The 26,415-nt window shown below is 61.4% G+C and carries 23 protein-coding genes, 1 tRNA gene and 1 riboswitch; of the genes, 10 read left to right on the top strand and 14 right to left on the bottom strand.

Features of this window, described 5'->3' with window-relative positions; all coding sequences use genetic code 11:
- The first annotated feature begins 5 nt into the window (after positions 1-5).
- Positions 6-1,472 (top strand): glycine betaine/L-proline transporter ProP, encoded by a 1,467-nt coding sequence (gene proP / locus ACRWA7_RS21670; RefSeq protein WP_060816935.1) that lies wholly within the window; start codon positions 6-8, stop codon positions 1,470-1,472.
- 22 nt (positions 1,473-1,494) lie between these two features.
- Here the strand turns inward: proP and ACRWA7_RS21665 are convergent, their stop codons facing one another.
- The 4 genes from ACRWA7_RS21665 to ACRWA7_RS21650 all read right to left on the bottom strand — a co-directional run bounded on the left by ACRWA7_RS21665 (position 1,495) and on the right by ACRWA7_RS21650 (position 3,987).
- On the bottom strand, positions 1,495-1,968 hold the full coding sequence (locus ACRWA7_RS21665; protein ID WP_438395973.1) for a metallophosphoesterase family protein: 474 nt from the start codon (positions 1,966-1,968) through the stop codon (positions 1,495-1,497).
- A 63-nt stretch (positions 1,969-2,031) separates the two neighbouring features.
- Positions 2,032-2,616: a TMEM175 family protein gene (locus ACRWA7_RS21660; protein WP_438395971.1), complete on the bottom strand. Its 585-nt coding sequence runs from the start codon at positions 2,614-2,616 to the stop codon at positions 2,032-2,034.
- Positions 2,617-2,768: 152 nt separating this feature from the next.
- Entirely contained in the window at positions 2,769-2,891 is a 123-nt protein-coding gene (locus ACRWA7_RS21655; RefSeq protein WP_279616242.1) for a hypothetical protein, read from the bottom strand.
- A 118-nt stretch (positions 2,892-3,009) separates the two neighbouring features.
- Positions 3,010-3,987, bottom strand: coding sequence for a ferritin-like domain-containing protein (locus ACRWA7_RS21650; RefSeq protein ID WP_438395969.1), 978 nt, complete (start codon positions 3,985-3,987; stop codon positions 3,010-3,012).
- Between the two features lie 394 nt (positions 3,988-4,381).
- On the opposite strand from ACRWA7_RS21650, the gene ACRWA7_RS21645 reads away from it, so the two are divergent.
- Both ACRWA7_RS21645 and ACRWA7_RS21640 read left to right on the top strand, forming a co-directional pair.
- Positions 4,382-4,466: transfer RNA gene (locus ACRWA7_RS21645), tRNA-Leu, on the top strand.
- A 142-nt stretch (positions 4,467-4,608) separates the two neighbouring features.
- The gene (locus ACRWA7_RS21640) at positions 4,609-4,980 is read left to right on the top strand and encodes a hypothetical protein (protein ID WP_438395968.1); all 372 of its coding nucleotides are present in this window, start codon (positions 4,609-4,611) and stop codon (positions 4,978-4,980) included.
- A gap of 16 nt (positions 4,981-4,996) precedes the next feature.
- Here ACRWA7_RS21640 and ACRWA7_RS21635 read toward each other — a convergent pair whose 3' ends face one another.
- The 5 genes from ACRWA7_RS21635 to ACRWA7_RS21615 all read right to left on the bottom strand — a co-directional run bounded on the left by ACRWA7_RS21635 (position 4,997) and on the right by ACRWA7_RS21615 (position 7,432).
- A complete protein-coding gene (locus tag ACRWA7_RS21635; RefSeq protein ID WP_244163904.1) occupies positions 4,997-5,422 on the bottom strand; it encodes a response regulator in 426 nt (141 codons plus the stop codon).
- Positions 5,423-5,435: 13 nt separating this feature from the next.
- Positions 5,436-6,068, bottom strand: a complete 633-nt coding sequence (locus tag ACRWA7_RS21630; protein WP_060817169.1) for a response regulator — start codon at positions 6,066-6,068, stop codon at positions 5,436-5,438.
- A gap of 136 nt (positions 6,069-6,204) precedes the next feature.
- Entirely contained in the window at positions 6,205-6,798 is a 594-nt protein-coding gene (locus ACRWA7_RS21625) for a ferritin-like domain-containing protein (protein ID WP_060816940.1), read from the bottom strand.
- Positions 6,799-6,949: 151 nt separating this feature from the next.
- A complete protein-coding gene (locus ACRWA7_RS21620) occupies positions 6,950-7,111 on the bottom strand; it encodes a DUF1328 domain-containing protein (RefSeq protein ID WP_075360550.1) in 162 nt (53 codons plus the stop codon).
- Positions 7,112-7,255: 144 nt separating this feature from the next.
- Complete coding sequence (locus tag ACRWA7_RS21615) at positions 7,256-7,432, bottom strand: DUF1328 domain-containing protein (RefSeq protein WP_075643218.1); 177 nt, start codon at positions 7,430-7,432, stop codon at positions 7,256-7,258.
- 212 nt (positions 7,433-7,644) lie between these two features.
- Between ACRWA7_RS21615 and ACRWA7_RS21610 the strand changes: the two genes are divergently transcribed.
- Both ACRWA7_RS21610 and ACRWA7_RS21605 read left to right on the top strand, forming a co-directional pair.
- Positions 7,645-9,051 (top strand): sensor histidine kinase, encoded by a 1,407-nt coding sequence (locus ACRWA7_RS21610; RefSeq protein WP_060817170.1) that lies wholly within the window; start codon positions 7,645-7,647, stop codon positions 9,049-9,051.
- Between the two features lie 308 nt (positions 9,052-9,359).
- Positions 9,360-9,500: an entericidin A/B family lipoprotein gene (locus ACRWA7_RS21605; RefSeq protein ID WP_060816941.1), complete on the top strand. Its 141-nt coding sequence runs from the start codon at positions 9,360-9,362 to the stop codon at positions 9,498-9,500.
- Positions 9,501-9,566: 66 nt separating this feature from the next.
- On the opposite strand, the gene ACRWA7_RS21600 is transcribed toward ACRWA7_RS21605, so the two are convergent.
- Complete coding sequence (locus ACRWA7_RS21600; RefSeq protein ID WP_438395966.1) at positions 9,567-10,679, bottom strand: EamA family transporter; 1,113 nt, start codon at positions 10,677-10,679, stop codon at positions 9,567-9,569.
- 412 nt (positions 10,680-11,091) lie between these two features.
- Positions 11,092-11,222: riboswitch (TPP riboswitch) on the top strand.
- A 229-nt stretch (positions 11,223-11,451) separates the two neighbouring features.
- On the opposite strand from ACRWA7_RS21600, the gene thiC reads away from it, so the two are divergent.
- The 5 genes from thiC to ACRWA7_RS21575 all read left to right on the top strand — a co-directional run bounded on the left by thiC (position 11,452) and on the right by ACRWA7_RS21575 (position 16,717).
- Complete coding sequence (gene thiC, locus ACRWA7_RS21595; protein ID WP_438395964.1) at positions 11,452-13,383, top strand: phosphomethylpyrimidine synthase ThiC; 1,932 nt, start codon at positions 11,452-11,454, stop codon at positions 13,381-13,383.
- 274 nt (positions 13,384-13,657) lie between these two features.
- Complete coding sequence (locus tag ACRWA7_RS21590; RefSeq protein ID WP_060816943.1) at positions 13,658-13,870, top strand: glycine zipper 2TM domain-containing protein; 213 nt, start codon at positions 13,658-13,660, stop codon at positions 13,868-13,870.
- 218 nt (positions 13,871-14,088) lie between these two features.
- Entirely contained in the window at positions 14,089-14,517 is a 429-nt protein-coding gene (locus tag ACRWA7_RS21585) for a hypothetical protein (RefSeq protein WP_438395962.1), read from the top strand.
- A gap of 245 nt (positions 14,518-14,762) precedes the next feature.
- Positions 14,763-14,894: a hypothetical protein gene (locus tag ACRWA7_RS21580; RefSeq protein ID WP_279616243.1), complete on the top strand. Its 132-nt coding sequence runs from the start codon at positions 14,763-14,765 to the stop codon at positions 14,892-14,894.
- Between the two features lie 224 nt (positions 14,895-15,118).
- Positions 15,119-16,717: an L-lactate permease gene (locus ACRWA7_RS21575; RefSeq protein ID WP_060816945.1), complete on the top strand. Its 1,599-nt coding sequence runs from the start codon at positions 15,119-15,121 to the stop codon at positions 16,715-16,717.
- A 15-nt stretch (positions 16,718-16,732) separates the two neighbouring features.
- On the opposite strand, the gene arfB is transcribed toward ACRWA7_RS21575, so the two are convergent.
- The 4 genes from arfB to recC are packed head-to-tail and all read right to left on the bottom strand — an operon-like array spanning position 16,733 to position 26,176.
- Positions 16,733-17,137, bottom strand: a complete 405-nt coding sequence (arfB, locus tag ACRWA7_RS21570) for an alternative ribosome rescue aminoacyl-tRNA hydrolase ArfB (RefSeq protein WP_438396738.1) — start codon at positions 17,135-17,137, stop codon at positions 16,733-16,735.
- Positions 17,138-17,142: 5 nt separating this feature from the next.
- Positions 17,143-19,125: an AAA family ATPase gene (locus ACRWA7_RS21565; protein ID WP_438395961.1), complete on the bottom strand. Its 1,983-nt coding sequence runs from the start codon at positions 19,123-19,125 to the stop codon at positions 17,143-17,145.
- The gene (gene recB / locus ACRWA7_RS21560; RefSeq protein WP_438395960.1) at positions 19,122-22,799 is read right to left on the bottom strand and encodes an exodeoxyribonuclease V subunit beta; all 3,678 of its coding nucleotides are present in this window, start codon (positions 22,797-22,799) and stop codon (positions 19,122-19,124) included. The genes ACRWA7_RS21565 and recB overlap by 4 nt, the downstream gene beginning before the upstream one ends.
- Positions 22,796-26,176, bottom strand: coding sequence for an exodeoxyribonuclease V subunit gamma (gene recC, locus ACRWA7_RS21555; RefSeq protein WP_438395958.1), 3,381 nt, complete (start codon positions 26,174-26,176; stop codon positions 22,796-22,798). The genes recB and recC overlap by 4 nt, the downstream gene beginning before the upstream one ends.
- Positions 26,177-26,415 lie beyond the last annotated feature (239 nt).

Genomic DNA, 26,415 nt, shown 5'->3' with positions numbered 1-26,415 from the left:
TCTTCATGGCAACACCGAACGACGGCCTCTGGCGACAACCTCAAACCGAAAAAGACCTGGCGCTCGCCGATATCACCATCGTCGACAAGGCGCTTCTCAAGCGCGCTGTCGGCGCCATGGCGATCGGCAATGCTATGGAATGGTTCGACTTTGGCGTGTACAGCTACATTGCGGTGACGCTCGGCAAGGTGTTCTTTCCGTCGAGCAATCCGGGTGCGCAACTGATCGCCACCTTCGGCACTTTCGCGGCCGCGTTCCTCGTGCGCCCGCTCGGCGGCATGGTGTTCGGGCCGCTTGGAGACCGCATCGGCCGCAAGCGCGTACTCGCCATGACCATGATAATGATGGCCGTTGGCACCTTCTGCATCGGCCTGATTCCAGCTTATGGCAGCATCGGCATCTTTGCGCCCATCCTGTTGCTCGTCGCGCGGCTGCTGCAAGGCTTCTCGACCGGCGGCGAATATGGCGGCGCGGCGACCTTCATCGCGGAATTCGCGCCGGACAAGCGGCGTGGCTTCCTCGGCAGTTTCCTGGAATTCGGCACGCTTGTGGGTTATGTGCTGGGCGCCGGTTGCGTGGCGATACTGACCGCGACCATGTCCGAGCAATCGCTGCTTTCGTGGGGCTGGCGCATTCCGTTTTTGATCGCCGGGCCGCTTGGTTTGATCGGCTTGTATATCCGGCTGAAGCTTGAGGAAACGCCAGCGTTTCAACGCGAAGCCGACAAGCGCGAAACCGAGGCGCACAGCACGCCGAAAGACCAGTTCCGCGACATGCTGCTGCAAAACTGGAAGCCAATGCTGCAATGCGTCGGGCTCGTGCTGATCTTCAACGTCACGGATTACATGGCGCTGTCTTATCTGCCGAGCTATCTGTCGGCCACGCTCAAATTCAACGAAACGCACGGCCTGTTCATTGTGCTGATCGTGATGGTGCTGATGATGCCGATGACGCTGTTCGCCGGTCATCTTTCCGACAAGATTGGCCGCAAGCCCGTGATGCTGTTCGGATGCGTCGGACTCCTGCTGCTTTCGATGCCCGCGCTCACGCTGATCCGCATGGGCGACGTGCTGCCGATTTTCAGCGGCATGCTGATTCTGGGCGTACTGCTGTCGTGCTTTACCGGCGCGATGCCCTCGGCACTGCCCGCGCTGTTCCCGACGAAGATCCGCTATGGCGCGCTCGCAATCGGCTTCAATGTCTCGGTGTCGCTTTTCGGCGGCACGACGCCGCTCGTGACGGCGTGGCTGGTTTCATCGACCGGAAACCTGATGATGCCCGCGTACTATCTGATGGGCGCGTCGGTGATCGGCGTTGTTTCGGTCCTCGCGCTGCACGAAACCGCAAGAAAGCCGTTGAAGGGTTCGCCGCCGTCGGTTGGCTCGCGCTCGGAGGCGCACGCCGTGTTACGTGGGGTGCGGCAAGCCGCCGAGATGGACGAGCGCTTGACGGACGCGACCGCGCACGCGTAAGAGAAATCCAGCGGCGCAGGTGTCACTCCACCAGCGTCACGATCTCGACGTCCACCGCGCCGCCTTCTAACACCATGATCCCGAGCGTTATCGGCAATTTGAAGCGGCGCGGACCGGCGCTGCCCGGATTGACGAAAAGCGTCGCGCCACGGCGCTCGACCAGCGGCTTGTGCGAATGACCGGTGATAACAACATCGATGCCGTCGAGCCGCCTGGGGACATCGGCGATATCGTGCACGACATGAATCGCCGTCTCGCCCAAGCGCAGGGTCACGGCTTCCGGGAGTTCATCGATACGCGCGCCTGAGTCATTGTTACCGCGAACGGCGGTGACAGGCGCGAGTTTGTTGAGCGTATCGAGCACGGCGGGACTGCAGATGTCGCCCGCGTGAATGATGTGCTCGCAGCCCCGCAGCGCGTGAAGCGCTTCGGGGCGCACGAGGTTGTGAGTATCGGAGATGACGCCGATGCGAATGGCACGAACGGTAGATGACATGGGCTTCGCTCACAGGACTTCACGCCCGAAGCGTAGCACCGATCATGCCGGTCTCAGCGGCTCTCATGGCTCCTCGGTCATCAGCACTTTTTCCACCCGGCGATCGGGCACGAGCCAGACGATAGCCACGATCGCGTACAAGGCTGCCGCGATCCATGGCTCCCCAAAGGACGCCGCGATTGCAACGAGATAAAGGACTACCGAGAGCTTGCCCTTGATGTCGGATCCGATTGCGCGCTCGAGCATGGAGTTCGCGCCATGCAAGCCTATCAGTGCACGCGTGAGGATGAACCACGCGACCGCCGTCATGAAGAGATCGAAACCGTATAGCGCGGTGGGCCAGGACGCGAGGTGATTCTCGCCCATCCAGTTGGTGGTGAACGGAAGCAGGGACAGCCAGAACAATACGTGCAGGTTCGCCCACAGGACGCCGCCATTGACCCGCTTGGCCGCGTGCATCAGGTGATGATGATTGTTCCAGTAGATCCCGACATACACGAAGCTCAGCACATAAGCGCAAAAAACGGGAATCAGCGTGCCGAGTGCGGCGAGATCGGCGCCATGCGGCACCTTGAGTTCCAGCACCATGATCGTGATGATGATGGCGATCACGCCGTCGCTGAATGCTTCGATCCGGTTCGTACCCATCTGCGTCCTCGCTCGTTACATGACTGAACCGACCTGAACGCGCAGCGTGGCGCTGTACGGCGGCGCACGCGCGCGCTGCAAATTATGCGCGAGCGTGCCGGCATTGTCGATTTAACGTGAAGGAGGTAAAGCGTGCGATGACCGCACGGGTTTTACCCGGGCATCGCGGTATGAAGCCACTGAAGCAGTTGCAGGCCCGCACCCGCCGCGATGATCGACAAGCCGAGTCCGAGCCGCGTACGCTCGCGCCATGCGCCAATAGAAACGTTTTTCATGATCGCCTCCTGAAATCCGATGTTCATCGCGAAGAAGCGCCGGGTTCCGCATGACCCCACATGCGAGAACCGGCGCCGCTCACTTCACCTAAGCACACCCCACACCACAACTCAACGCTCAGGCGAACGCGCTGCTCATGTGCAGCGTGCCGTTGACGCCCGCCGGGAAGAACCCGCCCTGCGTCACCGCGCCCTTGTTCAAATACACGATGTTAAGGACATCGTCATAACTGCGGCTGAACGCGAGACCGTTCGCATCGAGCGGCACAATGTTCGAGCTTCCCGCCGTCGCGCCGGTGATGCCTTGATCCACGTCCGTGGAGGCATCGAGGGAATCGCGGGCGTCGGAAATCTGCTGCACGGTCGTATAGATGGAAGGCGTCGTCATGCCACGCGAGAACAGCACGGTGCGCACAAGGCCCGCGTGGTATGCCTCGGCCGCGAGAATGCCGGCGGCCGCTTCCAGATACGTCTTGTTCGTGATCAGCGGCGATGCGCCCTTATAAGCCGTCACACCCACGTCTTCGAAGATGAATGCGCCGATCAGGAAGTTGGTCGGGCTCGAGTACGGATTGAACACCTGACCCGGGCCGATCACGCCTGCTGCCTGCGCCGCCAGCGAAAACGCGCCCGTCGCGCTGGTGCCGCCGACGTCGAGCGCCGGCATTGCCACGGCGGAGGCGCCCAGCGCCGTACGCAGGAAGGTGACGTGTTCGAGTTCATCGCGGGCGATTTCGGCAGCGTAGGCGCCGACCAGCGGGTCGCCGGTGAAATCGACCTTTTGCCCCGGGATCACCGTGCCGGGCGTGCCCGCGCCGCTCATCAAGTTAGCCGGCAAACCCGCGCCCGTCACTGCATAGGCGTAGAAGCTGGCTTCGAGGTATTCGAGGTTGAGCGCGAAGTTGAGAATATCGGCATCGCTCGGACCTGTCTGGGCATTGGCGTTATCGCCGGAACTCCCGCCGCACGCGCCAAGTATCGTGCCGCCGACGAGCCCCAATCCCAGCCCGCCCGCGCTTCTGAAAAACTGCCTGCGTTTGGCCAGTTTGCTGGCTCGGCGTTCGAGGATATCGAGGATCGCAATTTCTTCTGCCATGACTATCTCCTTACCTGCACTTTGAGTAATTGACCGTACGACACCGCGTCGTCCACAGCCGAGCGAAAGCAGCGGCTGCGCCCTGGAACAAGGTGCCGTGATGCATGAAACATGAGGACGAGGTAATGAAGACAGGCCGGAGCGAGGAATCCCAATGCCATCAGGACGGCTGATCTTCACAAAGCTAGATACGCGAAGCTGCAATTGAATGGATGCATCCGGTTGCGAATATATTTCTGTTTCTTTCTTAAAGCGGGGGCGGGTCAACCCTTGAACGGGTTTCTTCGATTTAATGAGCGCAAGCGGTAAAGCACGTGAAACGGACACGCCGCAAGCGTTCGGCAATGCTCCGGATTGGCCCCCGCGCCGTCCGATGGTAGAATGCCGTCCGCTTGGCGGGGTGATGAAATTGGTAAACATAGCGGACTTAAAATCCGCCGCCTAACGGCTTGCCGGTTCAAGTCCGGTCCCCGCTACCAGCCACCCGAAACTTCTTCGAAATAACGGGCAGGGACGGGCGGGCGCCCGAGTCCGCGCGCTGTGCTCCGGTCAATCTGCCAATGCCCGCCGACTGAAGTAGACTGCGCGTTTCATCAAGCTTCTCTATTGGCGCGAGCCCACATGAAATATCGAAGCTTCTATACCGTCGCCGCCGCGGCCATTCTCGTTGGAACCGCCGGCTGCACCACGGCCTACCAGAACGCCCAGCTATGCAAGGCGAAGATGGTCGAGACCTATCCTGCCTCCAGCCCGAAGCTGACCTACGAAATCCCGCGCGTGTCCTATCGCGGCACACGCGTGGTGGTGGAAGGCACATACACAATGAAAGTTGCGCCGGCGGGCGCGACCCCGATCAAAACCACGAAGTCCGCCGTACCGGCCGCTGTCGAGTGCACTTTTGCCGGTGACCAACTACGCACGTTTCAATGGCTGACACCCGCCAGTCTCGCGCAGAAATATCCGTTGCAACCCGATCAGGCCGACGCGCAATGATGGCGCGCAGACGCGTTCAGGCCCGGGCGCGCGCGTAAAGATGCAGCGCGTCGAGAACGCGATCGAATTCGAGGGATTTATCGAAGAAATGGCGCACGCCATATTGCAAACAGCGCTCGCGATAAGCTGGCAACGCATGGTTGGTCAACACGGCGGCGAAAGTTGAATCGGTGATACCGGTACGTTGCAAGTAGGACAGCACTTCTATGCCAGAGCCGCTTTTCAATTGCAGGTCGACGATCACCGCGTCGAATCTCGCCGATGCCAGCAACGCAATCGCGCCCTCGGGCGTATCGGCCCAGGCGCTCACCTTCAGCTCGCCCGACGCATCAATAGCCTCCACGAGGCTACGCCGGATCAGCGGCGAATCCTCTATCAGCAAGACGCTCAGCGGCCGCTTCTGCGCGAGGCCGGTTTCGTCGGCGATTGTTTGTTGGCCCACGGCGGGCATCCTCCTACTCGATCAACCCGTTCTTGATGGCGTAATACGTCAGATCGGCATTGTTCGCAAGACGCATTTTTTCGAGCACCCGCGCGCGATACGTGCTGATCGTCTTAACCGATAAATGCAGCTCGTCCGCTATTTCTGTCGGCAGTTGTCCGCCGGCGAGCTTGCAGAAAATCTGGAATTCGCGCTCCGACAATGTTTCGTGCGGACGCTCGGCAGCAGGTTTTTCCAGCTTGTCCGCGAGCGCATCGGCGATGAATTCCGACAGATACCTATGCCCGCGCGCAACCGTGCGAATGGCGCGCACGATCTCGTCGGGCGCCGCGTCCTTGTTCAGGTAACCATTCGCGCCGGCGCGCAGCAGATTGATCGCGTACTGGCTTTCCGGGTAACCGGAGAGCATCAGCACGCCCTGCTCCGGACGAATCTGCTTGATTACGCGCAACGTGTCGATGCCATTCTTATCCGGCATTGCAATATCGAGCAGCACCACGTCGAATGCGCTTTCGCGCACGAGCGCGATGGTCTCGTCCCCGGTGGACGCTTCGCCGGCCACTTCCATATCGGGTTCATCGGCAACAAACTGCCGGAACCCGCTTCGCACAATGGCGTGATCGTCCGCTATCAACACTCGAATCATCTGCGCTGCCCGCGGCCCCTTGGTATCGATTAATAACGACTCATTGTACTGACGACGCGCGGCGGGAATCATCCCGCCGCGCGTCATGTATTACTTCCGGTCATTGCTTCCGGCCGCCTGCAATCGAAATTCAATATCAGCCGTCAAGGCCGTCGAGCAGATCGGCCATGTCGTCAGCGTGCTCTTCTTCGACTGCCAGAATTTCTTCGAAGATCCGGCGTGTGGTGACGTCCTTCTCGCCCAGATACCGGACAATTTCCCGATACGTATCAATGGCGATGCGTTCGGCGATCAGGTTCTCGCGAATCATGTCGATAAGATTGCCGCCTTCCTTGTATTCGGAATGCGAACGCGAAGCCAGGCTTTCCGGCGCGAAATTCGGCTCGCCGCCCAACTGGACGATGCGTTCAGCGAGCGTATCGGCGTGTTCCTGCTCTTCGGTCGCGTGTTCCGCGAATTCGGTGGCGACGGCTTCCGAATGGATGCCCTTTGCCATGAAGTAATGGCGCTTGTAGCGCAACGTGCACACAATTTCAGTGGCAAGCGCGTCGTTCAGCAGCTTGAGCACGACTTCCTTGTCGGCGCCGTAGGTCGAGGTGATCGGACCATCGTCCATGTGCTGACGGGCGTCGGCTCGAATCTTTTCCACGTCCAGCACGAACGGATCGGACTTCTGACCCGCTTGATTCGACTGGACCGGTGCGGCTTTGACAGCAGACGATTTCGACATTGATGTACTCCAGATTGAGGGTTTTGCGTTCAGCGACTGACGGATACCGAACAGATATCGGGGCTTGCAGATGGCCGGGGCAGATCGTATGCGGCGCTCTTTTCATCGTCCGCATACGGCGTGCCTGGTCTTCATCGAACGTGACCGGTCATCACGTTCGGAACACGCCAAGCAACAAGGTCACGACAAACACCACCAGGAAAATGTAGAACAGGATTTTCGCGATTTCAGCCGCGCCAGCGGCAATTCCTGTAAATCCGAACACTGCGGCAATAATCGCAATGACGAAAAAAATGACGGCGTAATGAAGCATGGTGGCCTCTCCGTCTGGACGAATTTTCAGGCGTCGGACTGCTTTGCCTGACAGGGCGCGAACGGAACGCTTCAATTGAGCGTTCCATTCAACCCACAAACCGCATAAAAAAATCAGCGGGCAAAACCAAAGGAACGCGCGTCGCTAATCGACTATTTTCTTTGTCACCACAAAGCCGAGCACGAGGAACACAACGCACAGGATCAGGAACAGCACGAACAGGAACTTCGCAATGCTGGCCGCGCCCGCTGCAACGCCGGTGAAGCCGAGCAAACCCGCAACGACGGCGATAATGGCGAAAAACAGTGCCCATTTCAACATGATCGCTACCCCAAAGAGTTGATTACTAACCGGATGGTAGCGGCGGCGCCGCTGACTTCCATCCGGACGCTGGCCGTTTTTGTTGTAGGACAGCGCCGACAATTGCTTTCAAACGTCTTGGATTGCTGCGTTTCGTATTGATCGGTATCGATTCGAAGGCCTTGCATCGGATTGAAAAGCTACACTGGCTGCATGAAAACACGACGATCCCTATGACTTCCTCCTTGCATGATCGCAGCGCAGCGAGTCCGCCCCGGAACGTCGCGCGCCACGCCGCCCGGCTCAACCTGCGGATCAACGGCTGGATGCGCCGCTGGAGCTGGGCCGTCGCCATGACCGTGGCCATTGTGATTACGGTCGGCGGACTCGTGATCCTCGAGTCGGGACGCATGCGCATTGCGGCGGAATACGAGACCGCGCTCGAAGCCAAGGGCGCGACCACGCTGCTGACGGCGCTGAATGGCGATATTGCGTCGCTCAGCGCCGACGGACGGGCGCTCGCTTCGGCGCCGGACGCGGCGGCTATCGCGGATTACAAGGCTGCGGCAAGCCGCATTCGCAGCGCGGTGACGTCGCTTGACGCCTATTACCGCCGCAAGGCCGACGACACCGCGCTCGCCAGTTTCCAGCAACTCAGCACGATCCTCGATACCCGCATCAATGCTGGACCGACCGCGCAGGCCGCCGCAAATCCGGACACGCTCGCGCCCAGCCTCGCCCTGTTGCGTCTTAACGAAGAGCGCCGGGCGCAAGCCGCGCTCGAGGCAAGCCGCGCCGACCAGCGTATCTCCACCTTCTGCGTGGGCGCGTTGTGCGCGCTGAACATCGTGTTGTTCCTGCTGCTGTTTCGCAACCTCGGCATTCAACTCGACAAGCAGGATCGCGTGCAGCAAAAGCTGATTACGCAACAGGAAGAACTGGATCAACTCGTGTTCGAGCGTACGCGGCAACTCGAAGCGCTCGCCTGGCATTTGCAATCGGTGAGTGAAAACGAGAAGACGGAACTCGCCCGTGAACTCCACGACGAACTGGGCTCCATACTCACTGCCAGCAAGATGGACGTAGCCTGGGTCAACAACAAGCTGAGGAACGTGAAGCCCGCGATAGAACCCGCCGTGGCCGAAAAGCTCGGCCGCGCGCTGGCCAATCTGGATCAGGGTATTGCGTTGAAGCGGCGGATCATCGAAGACATGCGGCCTACAGTGCTCGCCAACTTCGGCCTCGTCACGGCGCTGCGCACCCTTGCCGACGAAACCGCGCAGCGCACCGGCTGGACGCTGGAACTCGCCCTGCCCGAGGACGACATCAAGCTCGGCGAAGAAGTGGAAATCGCGTTGTTTCGCGTCGCGCAGGAGTCGCTGACGAATGCAGCGAAGTACGCACGCGCATCGCGTGTTTCCATTGCGCTGGCGCTGGATGAGGAGCGTGTGTCCATGCATGTTGCGGACGACGGCGTCGGTATTCGCCCGCAGGATTTGCTGCGCACGCATACGCATGGGCTTCTGGGCATGCGGCAGCGGGTCAGCGCACGCGGCGGGCGCATCGAGATAGAGCGGCGTGAGCCGCACGGCACGGACATCCGCGTGACCATGCCCCGCGTGCGCAACTTTGCGCAGTGATCGTTCGCGTAGGAGTGCGCCGACATCGGTTGCAGAGCGCTCCTACACAATTAAAACATTCGCGCCTACAGCCTCGCGACTGGCAATTTTTTAAGATTCTTCAGACCGGTGCGGTCGATGGAAACTGTCCAGCCAATAATTGATTCAGGCGAAGACGTTTCGTGATCGGTCGTAACCAAAAGCCACGATGTATTTCGCTGGAACGCGCTTTTTCATCAGCGCGGCGTGGCGGGGATTCGAACTTCGGGCATGTGCGGCATACGCCGCAATGCCCATATCAATCGCAGCATACTCAAGGGGAATTGCTCATGACTCGACTCATCGCTTTGTTGCTGATCGCAGGAACCGCCGCGCTTGCAGGCTGCAATACGACTGCTGGCGCTGGCCAGGACATCTCGAAGGCCGGCAATGCAATCACGAATTCGGCCGACAAGCACAACCCCGAGTAATTGAAACGCGTCCGGATGCATGAAAAAGAGCCTCCCAAGGGAGGCTCTTTTTCATGCATCCATGTGTCAAACCAGCCCGCGCCTCTTGTAATCGAACCAGAACGACAAACCCACGCTAGCAAGGATGATCAGCGTCGCCATCACCGTCCATTTCGTGATTACCTCGCCCAGGAACAGCGCGCCGATCACCACGGCCACGACCGGATTCACGTACATGCAACTGCTCGCGATAATCGGGCTCGTGTGGCGAATCAGGTACGCATAGGCCACGTAGGCGGCCATTGAACCGACCAGCATCAAGTAGAGATACGACAGGAACGGCGTGAACGCCATGCTCACGATGCGCTCGCCCGACACCCATGCAACGATTGTCGCCATCAGGCCGCCGAGCCCGATTTGAAGAGCCGTCGACACCAGCAGGTCCGAAGGCAGCTTGAGCCGGCTCGCAAGATGAGAGCCGCCGGCCCAGAAGATTGCGCCGCATAGAATCGCGAGACTGCCGGCGGTGGAACCGGACGACGGATCGCCGTGATTCAGCAACGCAATACCGACCAGCCCGAGCCCGACCGCGACCCATTCGCCCTTCGCCACCTTGCGCCCGGCAATCGCGGCGATCACCGTGGCGAACAGCGGCACGGTCGCGACCATGACAGCGGCTGTTCCGGTTTCGACGGTCCGCATGCCGAACGCGAGCATCCCGCTGGATAACCCCACGAGCAGCGTGCCGACCAGCGCCGCATTGCGGACTTCCGCAGCCTTTGGCCAGACCGGATTGCGCCGCGCGGCGAAGATAAACAAGCCGATTCCGGCGAACAGGTTGCGCAAGCCGGAAAGCATCAGCGGCGGAAAGGCCTCCAGCGACAAGTGCACGGCCATATAGGTCGAGCCCCACACCAGATAAACCACGCACAGTGCAAGCGCGATCCTGCCGCCGCGCGTTGCCGGCAGGCGGAAAGGGAAATAGCCAGGAAGATTGAATGGCCGGCGCGGGCGGACGTCGATTCCTGCTTGCGGCTGCGTTGCGCCGGGCGGGAACGCATTCGTCTGTATGGCGTCCGGCGTTTGTGCGTCAGTCGCTGGCTGCGGGAACGGCAACACCTCCGCCGAAGCCTGCGGCGCGGGCGGAATGTATTGCGGAGACGACGAGGACGACTGCGGCGGCGGCAACGACGTAGACATCCGTTACTCCGTACCAACAGCAAAATTGGCTGGCCAGGCGGCCAAGCGCGAGAAAACGCCCGGGACAGCGTTCAGGACAGCCGGAACCGGCCCGGCCGGCAACCGGTGAACCGATGAACGGCACGCATGCCGCCTGGACATCGCGGCAAAACGGGCAAGGCAGAACAACATGTCGGAAGCAGCAGAAAAGGGTCGGGCATCACCATGCCGAAGCTCGATACCAGCTTGAAAACCGGCGCGAACCGCCGCGATCAACGGGCCCGGGCCGGACAGCACGAAAAAAATCCATGCGCATCCGGGAAAACACCGTGGCCGCCACGCGGTGGACGCCATTATGCAGTAAGCGCAGTACGCACACGCGAGAACGTTACAGATGGTTGCCAACTCGCTACGCCGAGGTGTATTGTTGCGGCTGCTAACGCGGGGGTCCTGCGCTGCACATCGCAATCCGTCTGTCTGGATTGTCCGTGTGTCGCGGGTGAGAAATACCCTTTGAACCTGATCTGGATAATGCCAGCGCAGGGAAGCGTTCGGATTTTGCCGCGCCGGGGTCTTTTCTCTTCTTCTCGCGCATCCTCGCCGAATCCGCCGCCTCCTCTCTCTGCTTTTTCTTCGGTCTCCCGTAGCTAGCGTTTGATCCAGCCGTTTTTCGTGCGTCGTGCATCTGTATGCATTCACGCCGGCGGCTGGGAACAGCCGTCCCCGCAACCATCTGCATGGGACCGGAGTCAGGCGCGCACGCGCCAACTCCGGCCGACACAGGAGAAACCGCATGAATGCCAACCCGAAATTCCTGTCCGCCGACGCCGTCGTCGATGCCGCCGCCATCGCGCCGCTGCCCAACTCGCGCAAGATCTATGTGACGGGTTCGCGCCCGGACATCCGCGTGCCGATGCGCGAAATCACGCAATCGGACACCAACGAGAGCTTCGGCAGCGAGAAGAACCCGCCGGTCTACGTCTACGACACCTCCGGTCCCTACTCCGACCCGCAAGCGCACATCGACATCCGTTCGGGCTTGCCGGCGCTGCGTCAGGCGTGGATTGAAGAACGCGGCGATACCGAATCGCTGAGCGGTCTCTCAAGCGATTTCGGCCGTGAACGCGCCGCCGATCCCGCCACGGCCGACCTGCGTTTCAAGGGCTTGCACCGCACGCCGCGCCGCGCCGCTGCGGGCAAGAACGTCACGCAGATGCACTACGCGCGTCAGGGCATCATCACGCCGGAGATGGAGTTCGTCGCGATCCGCGAAAACCAGCGCCGCGCCGAATATCTCGAGTCGCTTAAGAAAAGCGGCCCGAACGGTGAAAAACTCGCCGCGATGATGGGCCGCCAGCATCCCGGCCAGGCGTTCGGCGCAAAGGCGTTCGGTGAAGGCGCGCCGAAGGAGATCACCGCTGAATTCGTGCGCGAGGAAATTGCCCGCGGACGCGCGATCATCCCGAACAACATCAACCACCCGGAAAGCGAGCCGATGATCATCGGACGCAACTTCCTGGTGAAGATCAACGCGAATATCGGCAATTCGGCGGTGACGTCGTCCATTGGCGAGGAAGTCGACAAGATGACGTGGTCGATCCGCTGGGGCGGCGACACGGTGATGGATCTGTCCACCGGCAAGCACATTCATGAGACGCGGGAATGGATCATCCGCAACAGCCCGGTACCGATCGGGACCGTGCCGATCTATCAGGCGCTCGAAAAGGTCAACGGCAAGGCTGAAGACCTGACCTGGGAAATCTTCCGCGACACGCTGATCGAACAGGCCGAACAGGGCGTGGACTACTTCACCATTCACGCGGGCGTCCTGCTGCGCTACGTGCCGATGACCGCGAACCGCATGACCGGCATTGTCTCGCGCGGCGGTTCGATCATGGCCAAATGGTGTCTCGCGCACCACAAGGAAAGCTTCCTGTACGAGCATTTCGAGGACATCTGCGAAATCATGAAGGCTTACGACGTGGCCTTCTCGCTTGGCGACGGCCTGCGCCCGGGTTCCATCTACGACGCCAACGACGAAGCCCAGCTCGGCGAACTGAAGACACTCGGCGAACTGACCCAGATTGCGTGGAAGCACGATGTGCAAGTGATGATCGAAGGCCCGGGCCACGTGCCGATGCAACTCATCAAGGAAAACATGGATTTGCAACTTGAATGGTGCGACGAAGCGCCGTTCTACACGCTCGGACCGCTCACAACGGACATTGCGCCGGGATACGACCACATCACGTCAGGCATTGGCGCTGCGATGATCGGCTGGTTCGGCACCGCCATGCTGTGCTACGTGACGCCAAAGGAACACCTTGGCTTGCCGAACAAGGACGACGTGAAGACCGGCATCATCACGTACAAGCTCGCCGCGCACGCCGCCGACCTGGCGAAGGGTCATCCGGGCGCGCAGGTCCGGGACAACGCGCTGTCCAAGGCGCGCTTCGAATTCCGCTGGGACGACCAGTTCAATCTCGGACTCGATCCGGACAAGGCCCGCGAATTCCATGACGAAACCCTGCCGAAGGATTCCGCCAAGGTCGCACATTTCTGCTCGATGTGCGGCCCGCATTTCTGCTCGATGAAGATCACCCAGGACGTGCGTGAATATGCGGCGAAACAAGGGGTATCGGATGTCGAGGCGCTGAAGCAGGGCATGCAGACCAAGGCGATTGAGTTCGTGAAGAAGGGCGCGGAGATTTACCAGCGCACGTAAGAAAGACGCGTGCCTCAACGCTGACGCTCAAGCCTGCTCCGGGCTACGTAAGAAACGGCCTGCCGTACGTTGCGTGTGGCGGGCCGTTTTAGATTGGCACGCGCGCGATTTGGCTAATGTCTGCGGAATACGGCGATCAGGCACTGTTTCTGCTTAATGATTGAAAGAATCGGCAGAAACCGGTCTCGTCGCCCGGGGTGGACGCAAGACCGGAGCGAGCCGTTTCCGCAACACCCTGTCACATCTTCGTGGATCATCGATTTGGAGAGTTGAAATGGACAAGATCAAACAGATTGGCGCTGCTGCTCTCGTTGTCGCACTTCTCGGCGGCCTGTCTGCCTGCGATCAAATGAGTACCCGTCAACGCGATACAGCCATCGGCGCCGGCGTTGGCGGCGTTGCGGGCGCGGCCATTGGCGGCAATGCGCTTTCGACTGTCGGCGGCGCCGCCGCTGGTGGGATTATTGGCAATCAGGTCGGCAAGTAAGCCTGAGGAGACGGTTCTTCGTATCCGCCGCGCGGCCTGCTTCCCTTCCCTATAGGCGGCCGTGCGCCCTTTTCCCGCAAACCCTTCACGATATTGAAACACGTCGAAATATTGGCATCTGCGTGAATGCTTCCCCGCATTTCTTCGATGCGCTAGGCTCCTGATACCAGTCATTGTTCTTCCGAACATCGCGTTCGACGCAACCCAGGAGTGGCATCATGAACCCGAAGCTCGCAGCCGCTGCCCTTATTGGCGCTTTGAGTCTGAGCGGCTGTTATTACGTCCCTTACGGTTATTATCCGACGGCATACCCCGCTTATCCCGGCGCGCCCGTGGTCAGCACAGCACAAACGCAGCGAGAAATTCCCGTTGCGCCCAACGGCGCTTCCGATGCGGCGTCCGCGCAGGCATATGACAACGCTCAGGCCGACACGCAAGCCAACGCTCAATCAAGCTCCGGCACATATGCCGTCGCTGCGCCCCCGCCCGTGGTCTACGCGCCGGCCTACTATCCGAGTTACCCGGTCTATGCGCCCTACCCAGCGTATTACGGTTATCCGTATGGCTATGGTTATGGTGGCCCCTCGGTGTCGATTGGCTTTGGATGGTGGGGCGGCGGCGGTGGGCACGGTCATTACCATCACTAAGTAACGGGTAATTCAAGTGCTGCATTAGCACCCTTGCATTACCCACCTTTGTATTACGTACCCTTTACGCAATCGATGTAAGGCTTTCACACAGGCCCCGCTGCAGCAGCGCGGCCTGTTTTGTTTGCAGAAAGCCTTTCGCTCGCCAAAGCGCCTTGTATGTCATTCGGCTTGATCTGGCACGTTTTTGGCTTATGCCACCCACGAAAGCGCCGCGTTGCGCGCTCTGTCAGGGAAATCCTCATATGCTTGTCTTCGCGCTGATCCTGCTCTGGCTTGCAGCTTGTCTCGGCGTGCTTTCTGTCTGGGTACTGCGCGATGCGTCGGCGGACGACGTCTCGCCGACCAGTCCTGCACGCGAACCGGCCGGTCGCTGAAGCCATTAGGGCATGGGTATTCATTCCTTGACCTCTGTCCACATCGCTCTATTCTTAGTCGATGCACATTAGGCGACCGCTTACTTAAGGTTGCCTGCTTAAGGTCGCTTGCTTAAAGCCAATTTGTCTAAAGCGTCCAGAGGCGCTGACGTTTGAAACCGCAATACCGATCGCCAGAATCGGGACCGCTGCGCCTTATTCACAATAAAAACCAGGAGACTTTCATGTTTCATCAGATTCTGACGCCAGTCGGCGGTTCGCTCGGCTGGTCTTTTCTTGTGGCGGCGTTGCCCATCGTTGTAGTGCTCGTGTTACTCGGATGGGCGCGCAGGCCCGCGTGGCAGGCATCGCTCGCGGGACTCATCGTTGGAATCGTCGTGGCGATTGCCGTATGGCATTTTCCAGTGGGACTGGCGATCGACTCCGTGGCGGCAGGCGCTGTGTTCGCCGTCTGGCCCGTGATGTGGATCGTCTTTGCGGCCATCCTGCTTTATAACATCGCGCAGCGCTCCGGGCGCTTCGAAGCGTTCCGCACGTGGATGATCGATAACCTGCCGAACGACCGCCGCATCGTGCTCGTGGTGATCGGTTTTTCTTTTGGCGCGCTGCTGGAAGGCATTTCCGGGTTCGGCACGCCGATCGCGATCACCAGTTCATTGTTGATCCTGCTCGGCTTTCCCACGCTGGAAGCGCTGACCTTCACCCTTATCTTCAACACGGCGCCTGTCGCATTCGGCGCGCTGGGCGTGCCGATCACCGTGCTCGGCGCTGTTACCCATCTTCCGACCGATGCCTTGGCCAAGATGGTTGGTCGCCAGTTGCCATTCTTCGCGCTGCTGCTGCCGTTCTATGTGATTGGCGTGTACGCGGGCTTTCGCAACATGCTCAAGATCTGGCCCGTGCTTCTGGTAGCCGGCGGGTCATTCGCGCTTACGCAATTCGTGACGTCGAACTTCATCAGTTATTCGCTCACCGACGTTTTGTCGTCGCTTGTCTCGCTCATCCTCACCATTGCGTTCTTGCGCGTCTGGAAACCCGCGCCGGACGAGCGCTTCGCCGTGAACGTGGACCGCGTCGCCCAGACGCGCGGGAAACTTTCCGGTGGGCATGGCTGGGTGCCGTGGATTGTGGTGTCGGTGGTCGTGATCGTGTGGACGGTCGCCAAGATCTTCATGATCGGCGATGTAAAGGTCGCCTGGCCCGGACTCGATAAAGCCGTCTTCATCACGCTTTACAATCAGCCGTACGCCGCAATCTGGGATTTCCAGCCGCTCGCCACAGGCACGGCGATCCTGGTCGCGGCGATCATCACCGCGTTGATCGTGCGGCTGCCGGCGCGTGAGTTCGGGGCATCGATCGCCGACACATGGATTCAGACCCGCATCGCCATCCTGACCGTGGCGACGATCGTAGGCCTCGCGTACCTGATGAACTACTCCGGCATGAACTACACGCTTGGCCTGGGCGTGGCGTCGGTAGGCGCGTTTTTCCCGCTGGTATCGGCGTTCCTGGGTTGGGTCGCCGTGTTCCTGTCCGGCAGCGATACATCCGGCAATGCGCTATTCGGCAACTTGCAGGTGGTCGCGGCGCGCCAGCTCAATCTCAACCCGATCCTGATGGCGGCGACCAACTCGTCCGGCGGCGTGATGGGGAAAATGATCTCGCCGCAAAACATCTCGACGGGCGTTGCCACAACCGAACTCAAAGGCAAGGAAGGCGTGGTGTTCGCGAAGACCTTCAAGCACTCGATCCTGCTGACTGTGTTGCTCGGCGTCCTCGTCTGGCTGCAGCAAAACCTGCTGACCTGGATGATCCCGCATTGAAGGCTCTCTGGCGCCTTACTCCCCGACCACTCGGCCGCGCGTCGCCTTGACGGCGCCGCGGCGCACTTTTCCCTCCACCCTTCTCAGCTGCGATGCACGCGTCGGTTTTGTCGCGACGCGTGTACGCCGGACAATACTCACGCGCTGGACCATCTCGTCGAGCCGCGCGAGCGCGGCGGCGCGATTCATGTCCTGCGTCCGGTGTTCCTGCGACTTGATGACGATCACGCCGTCGCGCGTGATACGGTTGTCGCGCAACGCGAGAAGGCGCATCTTGATGGCTTCCGGCAGCGACGACGCTCGGATGTCGAAGCGCAGGTGGATTGCGCTCGATACCTTGTTGACGTTCTGCCCGCCCGCGCCCTGCGAGCGCACGGCGATAAGTTCGACCTCGTTCGGCTGGATCGCATGGCCGATCACATGATTCACGATGCTGCCTCCACAATGCGCGCAGCCAGACCCGAGTCGCGTCGCGTTGGCGTCTGGACGGCCTGTGCAAACACGGCCGCCGATCCAATCACGTCCACGCGGCTGCGCGCCCGCGTGATCGCCGTATAAACCAGTTCCCGCGACAATACCCGGCCAAAAGTGCTCGGCAGCACGAGCGCAGCGTGATCGAACTCCGAGCCTTGCGATTTGTGGACCGTCAGCGCGAAGGCTGTGTCGTGAGGCGGCAAGGCGGCGGGCGAGATGGCGCGCAGCGTCCCGTCGGCCATGCGGAAGCAGACCTGCATGGCGCCACTCGCCGTTGGCAATGCAATACCGATGTCGCCATTGAATACACCGAGCGCATAGTCGTTGCGCGTGACAATCACCGGGCGTCCCGCGAACCATTGCGCGCCCGCGCCCAATGTCACCGATGCCGCCGCCCTCACCCACGCCGACACGCGAGCGTTGATTTCATCGACACCACGCGGTCCGTGGCGCGTTGCTGCAAGCACGCGAAACCGGTTGAGCGCATCGAATAGCGGCGTTGCGTCACTACCTGCCGCAAGCGCTTGGGCGAGCGCGCGGGCGTAAGGTTCGAATCCGGCGTTCAGGCGCGCGAGCGTGCGGTCGGCGAGATGCTGCCCAGAATCTTCGATAAGCGTTGCAGTGCCCGCTTCCGTCAACGTGGCAAGTGCTTCGTCCACCGAACCGCCGCGAATGGCAACCGACAATCTGCCGATATCCGACTCCAGTCCGAACCGGTAGTTGCGCTGCAGCCAGACAACACAATCGGTGAGCGGACTTTGGATATCTGCCATAACGACAGTGGGCGCGGGCGGTTGCCACTTGAGTTCAGCATAGGCATCGCCCTCGGGAACCAAATAACCTGGTTCATCGAACCATGCGGGTTCGGGGTCTGGCGTGAATGGCGCCCGATCTTCTTCAGCACCGGGCAACTCGCCGATAAACCGCTCCACCGGCACCGCTAGCGCTGTGGCAATCCGCGCGGCGGCGGCCTCGCTGAAAACCGGCCGCGCGCTCAATTCCGCGAACACCGCACCCGCTTCCACGGCCGCCAACTGGTCTTTGTCTCCGAGCATGATGAGCCGCGCATCCGGCGCAACCGCTTCCAGAAGATGCGCCGCCAGCGCGACGTCGATCATGGATGCCTCGTCGATCACGATTACGTCGAACGGCAACGGATTGTCCCGGTGATGACGGAAGCGCCCGTTCGTCTGCGTGCCGAGCAGCCGCTGCAATGTGAACGACGTGTTGGGCAAGCGCGCGGCGACCTCTGGCGGCAGACCGCCGGCGCGCTCGGCCAGCGCCTCCTGCATGCGCTGCGCCGCCTTCCCTGTCGGCGCGGCAAGTGCGACACGCAAGGCGGGGTTCTGATCGAGCAGACAGGCAAGCACGCCAACGACCGTGGTTGTCTTACCGGTCCCGGGGCCGCCGCTGACGATGGTCAGGCGCCCCGATAACGCCACCAGCGCCGCCACGCGTTGCCAGTCGATGCCATTGTCCGGACTCTTCGAAGCCGCGAAATATCGCCCTATACGCGCTTTCAGTTCCTCCGGCGCGACCGCGGCGAAATCGGTTCGCGACCGTTCGACCAACGCCTGCGCGAGCCGGCGTTCATAATCGAAATAACGCGCGAGATAAATGCGCTCGCCGGAATCGATAACAAGCGGCAGAAGGTCTGCCGCGACTTCCTTGCCATCACAAACGACGCCGCTCGCAAGCAAGGCCGCACGCACAGCGCCGGGCTGTTCGCCGTAGCGCCGCGCCAAGGCGCCGAGCGCGATGCATACGTGGCCTTGTGCCGTCGCCCGGCTGACCGCGAACGCCGCACGCTGCGCCCACCGGGTATGGTTCGCGTCGGCCTGCAGGCGCTTTGACAGCATGCCGATCCTGCGGGCAAACCCATCGGCGAGCGCCAGGCTTTCGTCGGGGATCAGATTCAGATCTGGCGCGTTCATGCGGCGACTCCCTGCATCAGGCGGTCGAGCGCCTCGATCAGTTCAAAGGACGGCCTGCCGGCATGAACTCCCGCGGGTTCGCCGCCATCGCGCCAGTGTGGGCGCACGCCGCGAACAAACAAATACAAATAGCCGCCTATGTGCCGCTCGAACGCGTAATCACGCAAGCGTAAGCGCAAATAACGATGCAACGCGACGACGTAAAACAGCGCCTGCAAATGGTACGCATGCGAAGCCATTGCAGCGGCAAGCGACGCCGCGCCGTAATCGGCCGGTGTCAGGCCCAGGTGATTCGACTTCCAGTCGACGATCCAGAAGCACCCTTCGTGTTCCACGATCAAATCGATAAAACCCTTCACAAAACCGCGCAATGTCGCGGCTTCAAGTGCGACATCGGGGAAACCATGCGCCACGAGCACACGGCGCAACGCCGCGAAGTCCAGCGATTGTGCCGGGAACAGGAACTCGAGTTCGTTCATGCGCCGTTTCGACGGAATCATGTCGAGGCGCATGCCCGGCACGAGTTCGGTCGAGACCGTGTCCGCGAGCAGACGCGACATCATCAAGGGGAGATCGGTGTCCGGCGCGTCGAAGACGGAGAGCGGAACCGGGTGTTCGTGAAGCGCGTCCTCGATTGCTTTCGGCCACTTTTCAGGGTCGGTGAAATCCGAGAGTTCATACATCCGGTGCAGGCACTCGCCCGCCGATGGTCCACGCGGAAACGCGAGGATATCGTCGAGATCGAGCTGAACTGGCGTTTCGGGCAACGGAGGTTCGGAAGAAGCAATGTTGTCGATACGGCCATCGTGATCAGGGCGTTCATCGGCGGATTGCGGCTGATTCGATTCCTCGCGCGCGCCGGCCGCGATCATGGAACTGAAGCTTGCGGTGCGCCAGCTATCGCGCAACACACGCTGGCTCGTTCGCGGCTCGGGCGCAAAGGCGGAATCGCGGCGCACGACCAACGGCTCCCGAATATCGATAACCGGCAACGGCTCGACCGAAATCGACCCGGTCGCAAGCGCTTGCCAGCTACCGATCACGTCGGCCTCTTCGGGCGGGTCGGAAAGCCAGTCGCTGAACTCCCTGCCCGCGCCCGCCACCAGCCAGTTGAGCACGCTGCGCCGCGATTCCTTCGCCGACTTGCCGATAAGATACACGCCGCCCACCACATAGCATCGGTACACCGCACGCGTCAACGCCACGTACACGAGCCGTGCGCGCTCGGCGGCCTGTTCGCGCGTGGCGAGCCCCGAAGCACGTTCGCCTTCTTCATCCGTGTAGCCGTAATGCAGGATTGCCGCGCCTTCGTCGTGATACTCGCGAGCGTCGGGAAGTCCCGACGAAGGCGGATCACGCAACGCGCCGTCGTTGAGGAATGGACAGAACACTACAGCGTATTCAAGACCCTTCGATTTATGCACCGTCACGATCTGCACGAGATTGCGGTCCGACTCCAGCCGCAATTGCGCGTCCTCTCCACCGCTCTGCTCGGCACGCTGCGCGGCGAGCCAACGCAAGGTCGGCGCAATGCCCGGTTGTACCGCGCCGCGAGCCTGGATCAACTCGGCCAGATGATTGACGTTGGTCAGCCGCCGTTCGCCGTCCGGACCCACGACCAGACGCTGCGCAATCCGCAACTCGCGCGCGAGCGTGCGCCACATGACGGCGAAGCCGCGCTCGTGCCACAGCATGCGATAACGCGAGAACCGTTCGACCCAGCTCATGGCGTCGGCGGAATTTTCCACAGTCTCGCTATGCTCCATGTTCCACAACGCGATTGCGTCGAGTCCGAGCCAGTCGGTTGCGAGCGCGGCGCGCAAACGCCGAAGGTCGCCCGGGGTATCGATAGCCGCCAGCACGCGTTCAATCTGCTCGGCGTCTAGCGTGCCGAACACCGATGCCTGCGCCAACTCGACGCTGCCCACGCCCCAGTTTGCAAGGACACGCTTGACGAGACTTCCCTGCCGATGCGTCTGCACAAGCACGGCGATCTGCCCCGGCGACAACGGCTTTTCGCCGATCATGACTTCGCCATTCCGGGCACCACGCAACAAGCGCACGATTTCCGCCGCGCACGCCTCGGCAGCCTGACGATTTGCGTTCGTCTTGGAGAGCACCGAGTCGCCTTGTGGCAAGAGCCACACGCAAAAATCGGCGGTATCGGAATAAGCGGCTGAAGCGGTGTTGTCGATCAACGGCTCGCGCTCGCGCGTCCCTGCGCGCACTGGCTGATAGGTCAAGCCATCAAGAATGAACGCTGCCGGATTGGCGCTGAAAATGCGATTGCAGGCGTCGATGATCGGCGCCGTGGAACGCTGGTTGACCGCAAGTGTGTATCTCGTCGTCGCCTCCTCGCGCGCCTTGAGATACGTATGCAAATCCGCGGCGCGAAAACTATAAATGGCCTGCTTCGGATCGCCGACAAGAAATAGCGGACCCTGCGGCGCAAAAATCGTGTTGAAAATGGCGAACTGCAGCGGATCGGTATCCTGGAACTCGTCGATCAACGCAGCCGGGTAGCGGGCACGAAGGGCATCGGCGAGCCACGGGTTGGCCTCGAGCGCCTGATACAGATTGGACAGCAAATCGTCGAACGACACCACGCGGCGCGTGCGCTTTCGCGCCGCCAATTCGAGCGGCGCGTAATCGAGCCATTCACGCACGATCCCAAGCCACGCTGCGCGCTGCGCCGCTTCCGCGGCGGCAGCGGCCGCGGCGAGCGTCTCCGCATGGTCGAAGAACGCATGCGACGGCGGCTCGTTCTTTACCTTTGTGCCTTTTTTCAGCGCGCTTGCCGTCAGTTTCAGCGCTTCCTTTGGCGGTGCGGCGTGGCAGTCGTTATTGGCGAAATAATCGGACCATGCGGCAATCGCAGCATCGATCAGCGCACGCTTGTGCGTGGTCTTGCTGAGCTTCGCTTCGGCATCCACTAACAACTGCACGATCGCCTCGCGTTCCGCATGCCATAGCGCGCACGCGGTATTGAACAACGCCCGCGCATCTTCTCGCGCGCCTGTCTCCAGTTCCCCCCAGCGCAGCGCGGCCAGCGGCTTTTTCAAGCGCCGCGAAAGCTGCGCATCAAGCGACGCTGGCCCCGCGCCCCGGCTCACGAGCCACGCGGCGAACGACGGATCGCGCGCCGCCGCAGGTTCGACCCGCTCACGCCAGAAGTCCGCGGCCATTTCGAAACGCAGCGCGCTGTCGTCGGCTTCCAGTTCGAATGCGAACGGCATGGCCGCAGCGAACGGCGCCTCCTGCAACGCGCGCTGGCAAAACGCGTGGATGGTGTGGATGGCGGCTTGATCGAAGGTATGCAGCGCGATCTGAATACGCTTGAGCGCCTCTTCAGGGTCGACGCGCTCAAGCGTGGTTTCGAACAGGCGCTCAATGAAAGCGTCCCCCGCCGATTCACCCGTTTCCATTGCATGCGCAATCTGTACGAGCCGCGAACGAATGCGCTCGTGCAACTCGGCCGTGGCCGCTTTCGTGAACGTGACGACGAGAATCGCGTCGGCGGCAAGCTTCTTTTCAAGCAGCAGCCTCACATACAACGCGCAAATATTCCACGTCTTCCCCGTTCCAGCCGATGCTTCGATCTGATTCACGCCGTCGAGCGAACACTCGAAGACATCGAGTTCCGCGGCGGCCAGTGTTGTTTGCTTGTCCATCATGCCTCGCTCCGCATGTGCTGCATCAGCGGCTCGAAAACGATACGAGCCAGCGTGGCGAAGGTTTCATCGAGCCGCAACTCAGCGCCGCGAAATGCAATGCGCAACGCGGGATCGTCCGACTCGCCGCGCGTTCTATCCGATATCCAGACGCCCTGCGCCTTGGACTCGCTTTCAGCCACCCATGTCCAGGCGGTCTTGGGAAAGAACCGCAATGGCAGCCGGCGTCCCGCGCGATACAACGCCGCGAGCGTGGCGAGATGCGAATGAGGATCGGTGACTGGCGTCAGTTCGAAACCGCTCGATTGCGCGCCGCGGCCATGCCATACGGTACGTCGCGGCCCATCGGGCAATACCGCGCAATAAGCCAGATGCGCAAGCCATGCGCTGAGATAATCGCGCGCGCGCGGCACGTCGTATCGGTAGATGATCTGGCCTTCGTCGGTCAGCAAGTTCAACGTGCCGTGAAGTTGGATTGGCTGCAAGGCGTCGGCTTGCAAGGCCGAGTCATGGCGGCCGAACAGTTCGGCGTTGGGCCAGCGCGGCTTGATATCGAGGCTATAGGGTAAGCGCGCAGCGCCCTCCCCAGTCGCAATCCGCACGCGATTGGCAAGCGAATGCAAGGCCCCGATCTCACGAGATTGCCATACGCCACCTGTCGCGCCGCCCGGCATTTCAGGACTTGCACGCGCGACACGACGCGCACGCTCGAGCGCACGGGACTCGCCATCAGGGGTGAGCGCAAGCAACGACGGCAACACGCGATCAGCAAGCGCGGAACGGCCGGGATATTCGAGTTCGAACGGTTCGGTGTCGCCGAGTTCGGTTTCCGCGTCGAACAGCGCGATGCCAAGACGATCCCGCAGGATCGCGCGCGCCGGATGACGCCAAAAACGCTCGAAGTCGTCGAAGGTGACGGGTTCAGCGTCTTCCGGTGGCAACGGAACGCTGAAGAACCTGACAGCCGGTTCAGTCCTGCCGAGCGCCAGCGTTCGCGCGAGCTCAGCCCGCTCCGGCTCGTAGGTGAACAATGGCTCGCTGAAGTACTCGGGTGCGAACGGCTGCAGCGGATGCTCGAACACGAAGCGGCTGCGCGCTGCTTCAAGCTCTTTTGGCGACGCGCCTTTGCCCGCCACTGTCTCAGCAAGATGATCGAGAAGTTCATCGATCAGCGCCGCGGGCGGCAACGTTGCGTTGTCGCGAATGCTGCGTCCGGTATAGGCGATCATCAGGCGATCGCGCGCCGACAACAGCAAATCGAGAAACAGGTTGCGTTCGTCGTCGCGGCGCTGCCGATCGCCAAGTTTGCCGAAACTCGCCATCAGGTCGAACTCGTCGGCGCGCGCGAGACTCGGCAACATGCCGTCGTCCATGCCGAGCAAACAGATCACCCGATACGGCAAGCCACGCAAACTCGTCAACGACGAAAACGTCACACCGCCCCACGGCACACCGCCACGCGCGGCGTCGTCGAGCGCATCGGCAAGCGCGGTGCGCAGCACGTCGGCGGAGATTTCGGTTTCCGCAGCGCCTTCGTTCATGGAAAGCATCAGTGAGTCGAGCGTTGCGCGGACATCGGCGACTGAATCGGCGAAAGGCAGACCGGCGTCGAAGAACTGCGTGAGCGCTTCAAGCAAGGTTTGCGTCCAGGCTGACGGCGTGCGCGATATGGCGACGCTTTCAGCAAATGCATCGATATCGTCAATAAACCGCGTCAGTCGCCCGAGCAACTCCGAATCCGATCCATTCGCACCCTCGACAGGAAGCCATTCGTCCACAGGAGCGCCGCCATCAGGCAGCGCATAACCTAGAAAGAGTCTTGTCAACGCATCGGAAAACGTGTGACGGGCAGCGGGAACGTCTGCGCCGCTAACGGCCGAAGGCGCAAGACCGCGCCGCGCGCCCGCCGCAGCGAGCCATGTTTGCGCGGTCTCCAGCGCGACGGAATCAATGCCGTATCGCGCGGCCACCGCATCCACCCGCAACCATTCGATCAGTTCGGGCGCACCCACGCTGCGCTCTGGCAGCGCGAGCCACTCGAGCAGCACCCGCGCGACCGGATTTGCCTGCGATGGCGGCAAGCCCGTGATGCGATACGGAATACGCCGACGCTCTCCCGCAGCGCCGGCGGGCGAGGTGCCGAACACGCCATCTATCAACGGCCCTGCCGCCGCGAGATCCGGAAACGCCACGAGCACGTCGGACGGCTGAAGCCCCTCTATCTGGTCGAACCAGCCAAGCAGACGGTCGTGCAGCACTTCAAGCTGGCGCGACAGACTGTGGCAGACATGAATCTCGATCCCAGGTTCGAGCGCATGGTCGGGCGCAACCGGCTCGCCAAGGTCGAGAATGGCGTTCTGCACGTGCGCAAGCCAGGTTGGCGTTGCATTGTGCTCGAAATGACTGGCCTCCCGCGATGCCGCGCTTTCCGTCAACTCATGCAGCATATGCAGTTGCGCCTGCGTCTGCCGGCCCCATTCCGCGAGCAGCGGATGTCCAACCTCCTGAAAATCCAGCTTGCCCGCAAGTTCGAGTTGCTCGACTCGCGCTTCGCTCACAATGTCGAACCAGAACTCGCGGCAGGGATTGATGGCGTAGACACGCACGTCGATCCAGCGTGACAGTTCGCGCAACAGGGCGATATGCAGCGGCGGCATGGTCGGCAATGCGAACACGCTCACGCGCTCGGGCCATTCGGCCTTCATCACGGCGTCGAGATCGAGCTTCGGCGATTCAGTCAGGAACGTGTATGCAGGCGGCGTTGGATCGCGCGCGCCGGTGTCTTGCGCGAGATCGGCAAGAAGCGCCCGCCATAACCCGGCCTGCCAGCGTTCGTCTTCCCGCTGAATCGCGCTCGCGTTCGGCAAGCGCGGACCATTTGCTTCGAGCGCGCCGCCAGCGGCCGCCAGGATCGACCCGCCTGCCTGCCAGTGCAGCAGCCATTCAGGCCGATACGTCAGGTAGTGATCGAACACCGTCGCAATCCGGCGCGCGAGTTCATAGCGCATGGAATCGTCGGCGGCATCCAGGTACGCGCGCAACCGCGACGAACGCTCGGGCGCGGCCTCCGCCATTGCACCAAGCAGCCGGAAGCAGCGCCACACCAGCCGGTCTGGCGCGAAAGGCGAATGCTCGGGCACGGGCAGCACACCGCCGATTCGCGCCCACAGCCACTGCGCCAGATAGCACAGGTCCACGTTCGCGCAAATCCCGAAACGCGTCGCCATGTCGAGTTCCAGCCGCCGCCGCACCGCGGCGCTCGGCACGATGACGGTCTGGCTTGCGAAGGGATCGCCGTCATTCAGCGCGAATGCGGCAACGTCGTCCAGCAACGCCTGAGACAGCGTTTCATGACGGTTCGAATAGAAAAGTTCGAGCATGGATCCTGCTAGTTGAGCGTGAAAGGCAACGGCTCGTTCGGCAAAAGCCAGGGATGTGTCGCGAGGTGAAACGACAGGATAGCAAAGGCCGTTCTCCGCGACGATTCGGCTGAATGGCCTAGGTTTCGATGCCACCGAGTTGGGTTAGACTCGAAGCCACAATGAAGCCGGGCCGAGCGCCAAGTGGCATACCGGCACTACACCGGGCCGCATCCACGTCATGAACTTACCCGATTGAC

This window comes from Caballeronia sp. DA-9 (assembly GCF_051615025.1).
Classification (GTDB): domain Bacteria; phylum Pseudomonadota; class Gammaproteobacteria; order Burkholderiales; family Burkholderiaceae; genus Caballeronia; species Caballeronia sordidicola.
The sequence above is the reverse complement of the archived record's forward strand: the minus strand, read 5'-3'. Positions and strand labels throughout refer to the sequence as shown.

Coding starts and splice junctions, on each gene's coding strand:
- proP (WP_060816935.1), top strand. CDS start 6: ATGGCAACACCGAACGACGGCCTCTGGCGACAACCTCAAACCGAAAAA.
- ACRWA7_RS21665 (WP_438395973.1), bottom strand. CDS start 1,968: ATGTCATCTACCGTTCGTGCCATTCGCATCGGCGTCATCTCCGATACT.
- ACRWA7_RS21660 (WP_438395971.1), bottom strand. CDS start 2,616: ATGGGTACGAACCGGATCGAAGCATTCAGCGACGGCGTGATCGCCATC.
- ACRWA7_RS21655 (WP_279616242.1), bottom strand. CDS start 2,891: ATGAAAAACGTTTCTATTGGCGCATGGCGCGAGCGTACGCGGCTCGGA.
- ACRWA7_RS21650 (WP_438395969.1), bottom strand. CDS start 3,987: ATGGCAGAAGAAATTGCGATCCTCGATATCCTCGAACGCCGAGCCAGC.
- ACRWA7_RS21640 (WP_438395968.1), top strand. CDS start 4,609: ATGAAATATCGAAGCTTCTATACCGTCGCCGCCGCGGCCATTCTCGTT.
- ACRWA7_RS21630 (WP_060817169.1), bottom strand. CDS start 6,068: ATGATTCGAGTGTTGATAGCGGACGATCACGCCATTGTGCGAAGCGGG.
- ACRWA7_RS21625 (WP_060816940.1), bottom strand. CDS start 6,798: ATGTCGAAATCGTCTGCTGTCAAAGCCGCACCGGTCCAGTCGAATCAA.
- ACRWA7_RS21620 (WP_075360550.1), bottom strand. CDS start 7,111: ATGCTTCATTACGCCGTCATTTTTTTCGTCATTGCGATTATTGCCGCA.
- ACRWA7_RS21615 (WP_075643218.1), bottom strand. CDS start 7,432: ATGTTGAAATGGGCACTGTTTTTCGCCATTATCGCCGTCGTTGCGGGT.
- ACRWA7_RS21610 (WP_060817170.1), top strand. CDS start 7,645: ATGACTTCCTCCTTGCATGATCGCAGCGCAGCGAGTCCGCCCCGGAAC.
- ACRWA7_RS21605 (WP_060816941.1), top strand. CDS start 9,360: ATGACTCGACTCATCGCTTTGTTGCTGATCGCAGGAACCGCCGCGCTT.
- ACRWA7_RS21600 (WP_438395966.1), bottom strand. CDS start 10,679: ATGTCTACGTCGTTGCCGCCGCCGCAGTCGTCCTCGTCGTCTCCGCAA.
- thiC (WP_438395964.1), top strand. CDS start 11,452: ATGAATGCCAACCCGAAATTCCTGTCCGCCGACGCCGTCGTCGATGCC.
- ACRWA7_RS21590 (WP_060816943.1), top strand. CDS start 13,658: ATGGACAAGATCAAACAGATTGGCGCTGCTGCTCTCGTTGTCGCACTT.
- ACRWA7_RS21585 (WP_438395962.1), top strand. CDS start 14,089: ATGAACCCGAAGCTCGCAGCCGCTGCCCTTATTGGCGCTTTGAGTCTG.
- ACRWA7_RS21580 (WP_279616243.1), top strand. CDS start 14,763: ATGCTTGTCTTCGCGCTGATCCTGCTCTGGCTTGCAGCTTGTCTCGGC.
- ACRWA7_RS21575 (WP_060816945.1), top strand. CDS start 15,119: ATGTTTCATCAGATTCTGACGCCAGTCGGCGGTTCGCTCGGCTGGTCT.
- ACRWA7_RS21565 (WP_438395961.1), bottom strand. CDS start 19,125: ATGAACGCGCCAGATCTGAATCTGATCCCCGACGAAAGCCTGGCGCTC.
- recB (WP_438395960.1), bottom strand. CDS start 22,799: ATGATGGACAAGCAAACAACACTGGCCGCCGCGGAACTCGATGTCTTC.
- recC (WP_438395958.1), bottom strand. CDS start 26,176: ATGCTCGAACTTTTCTATTCGAACCGTCATGAAACGCTGTCTCAGGCG.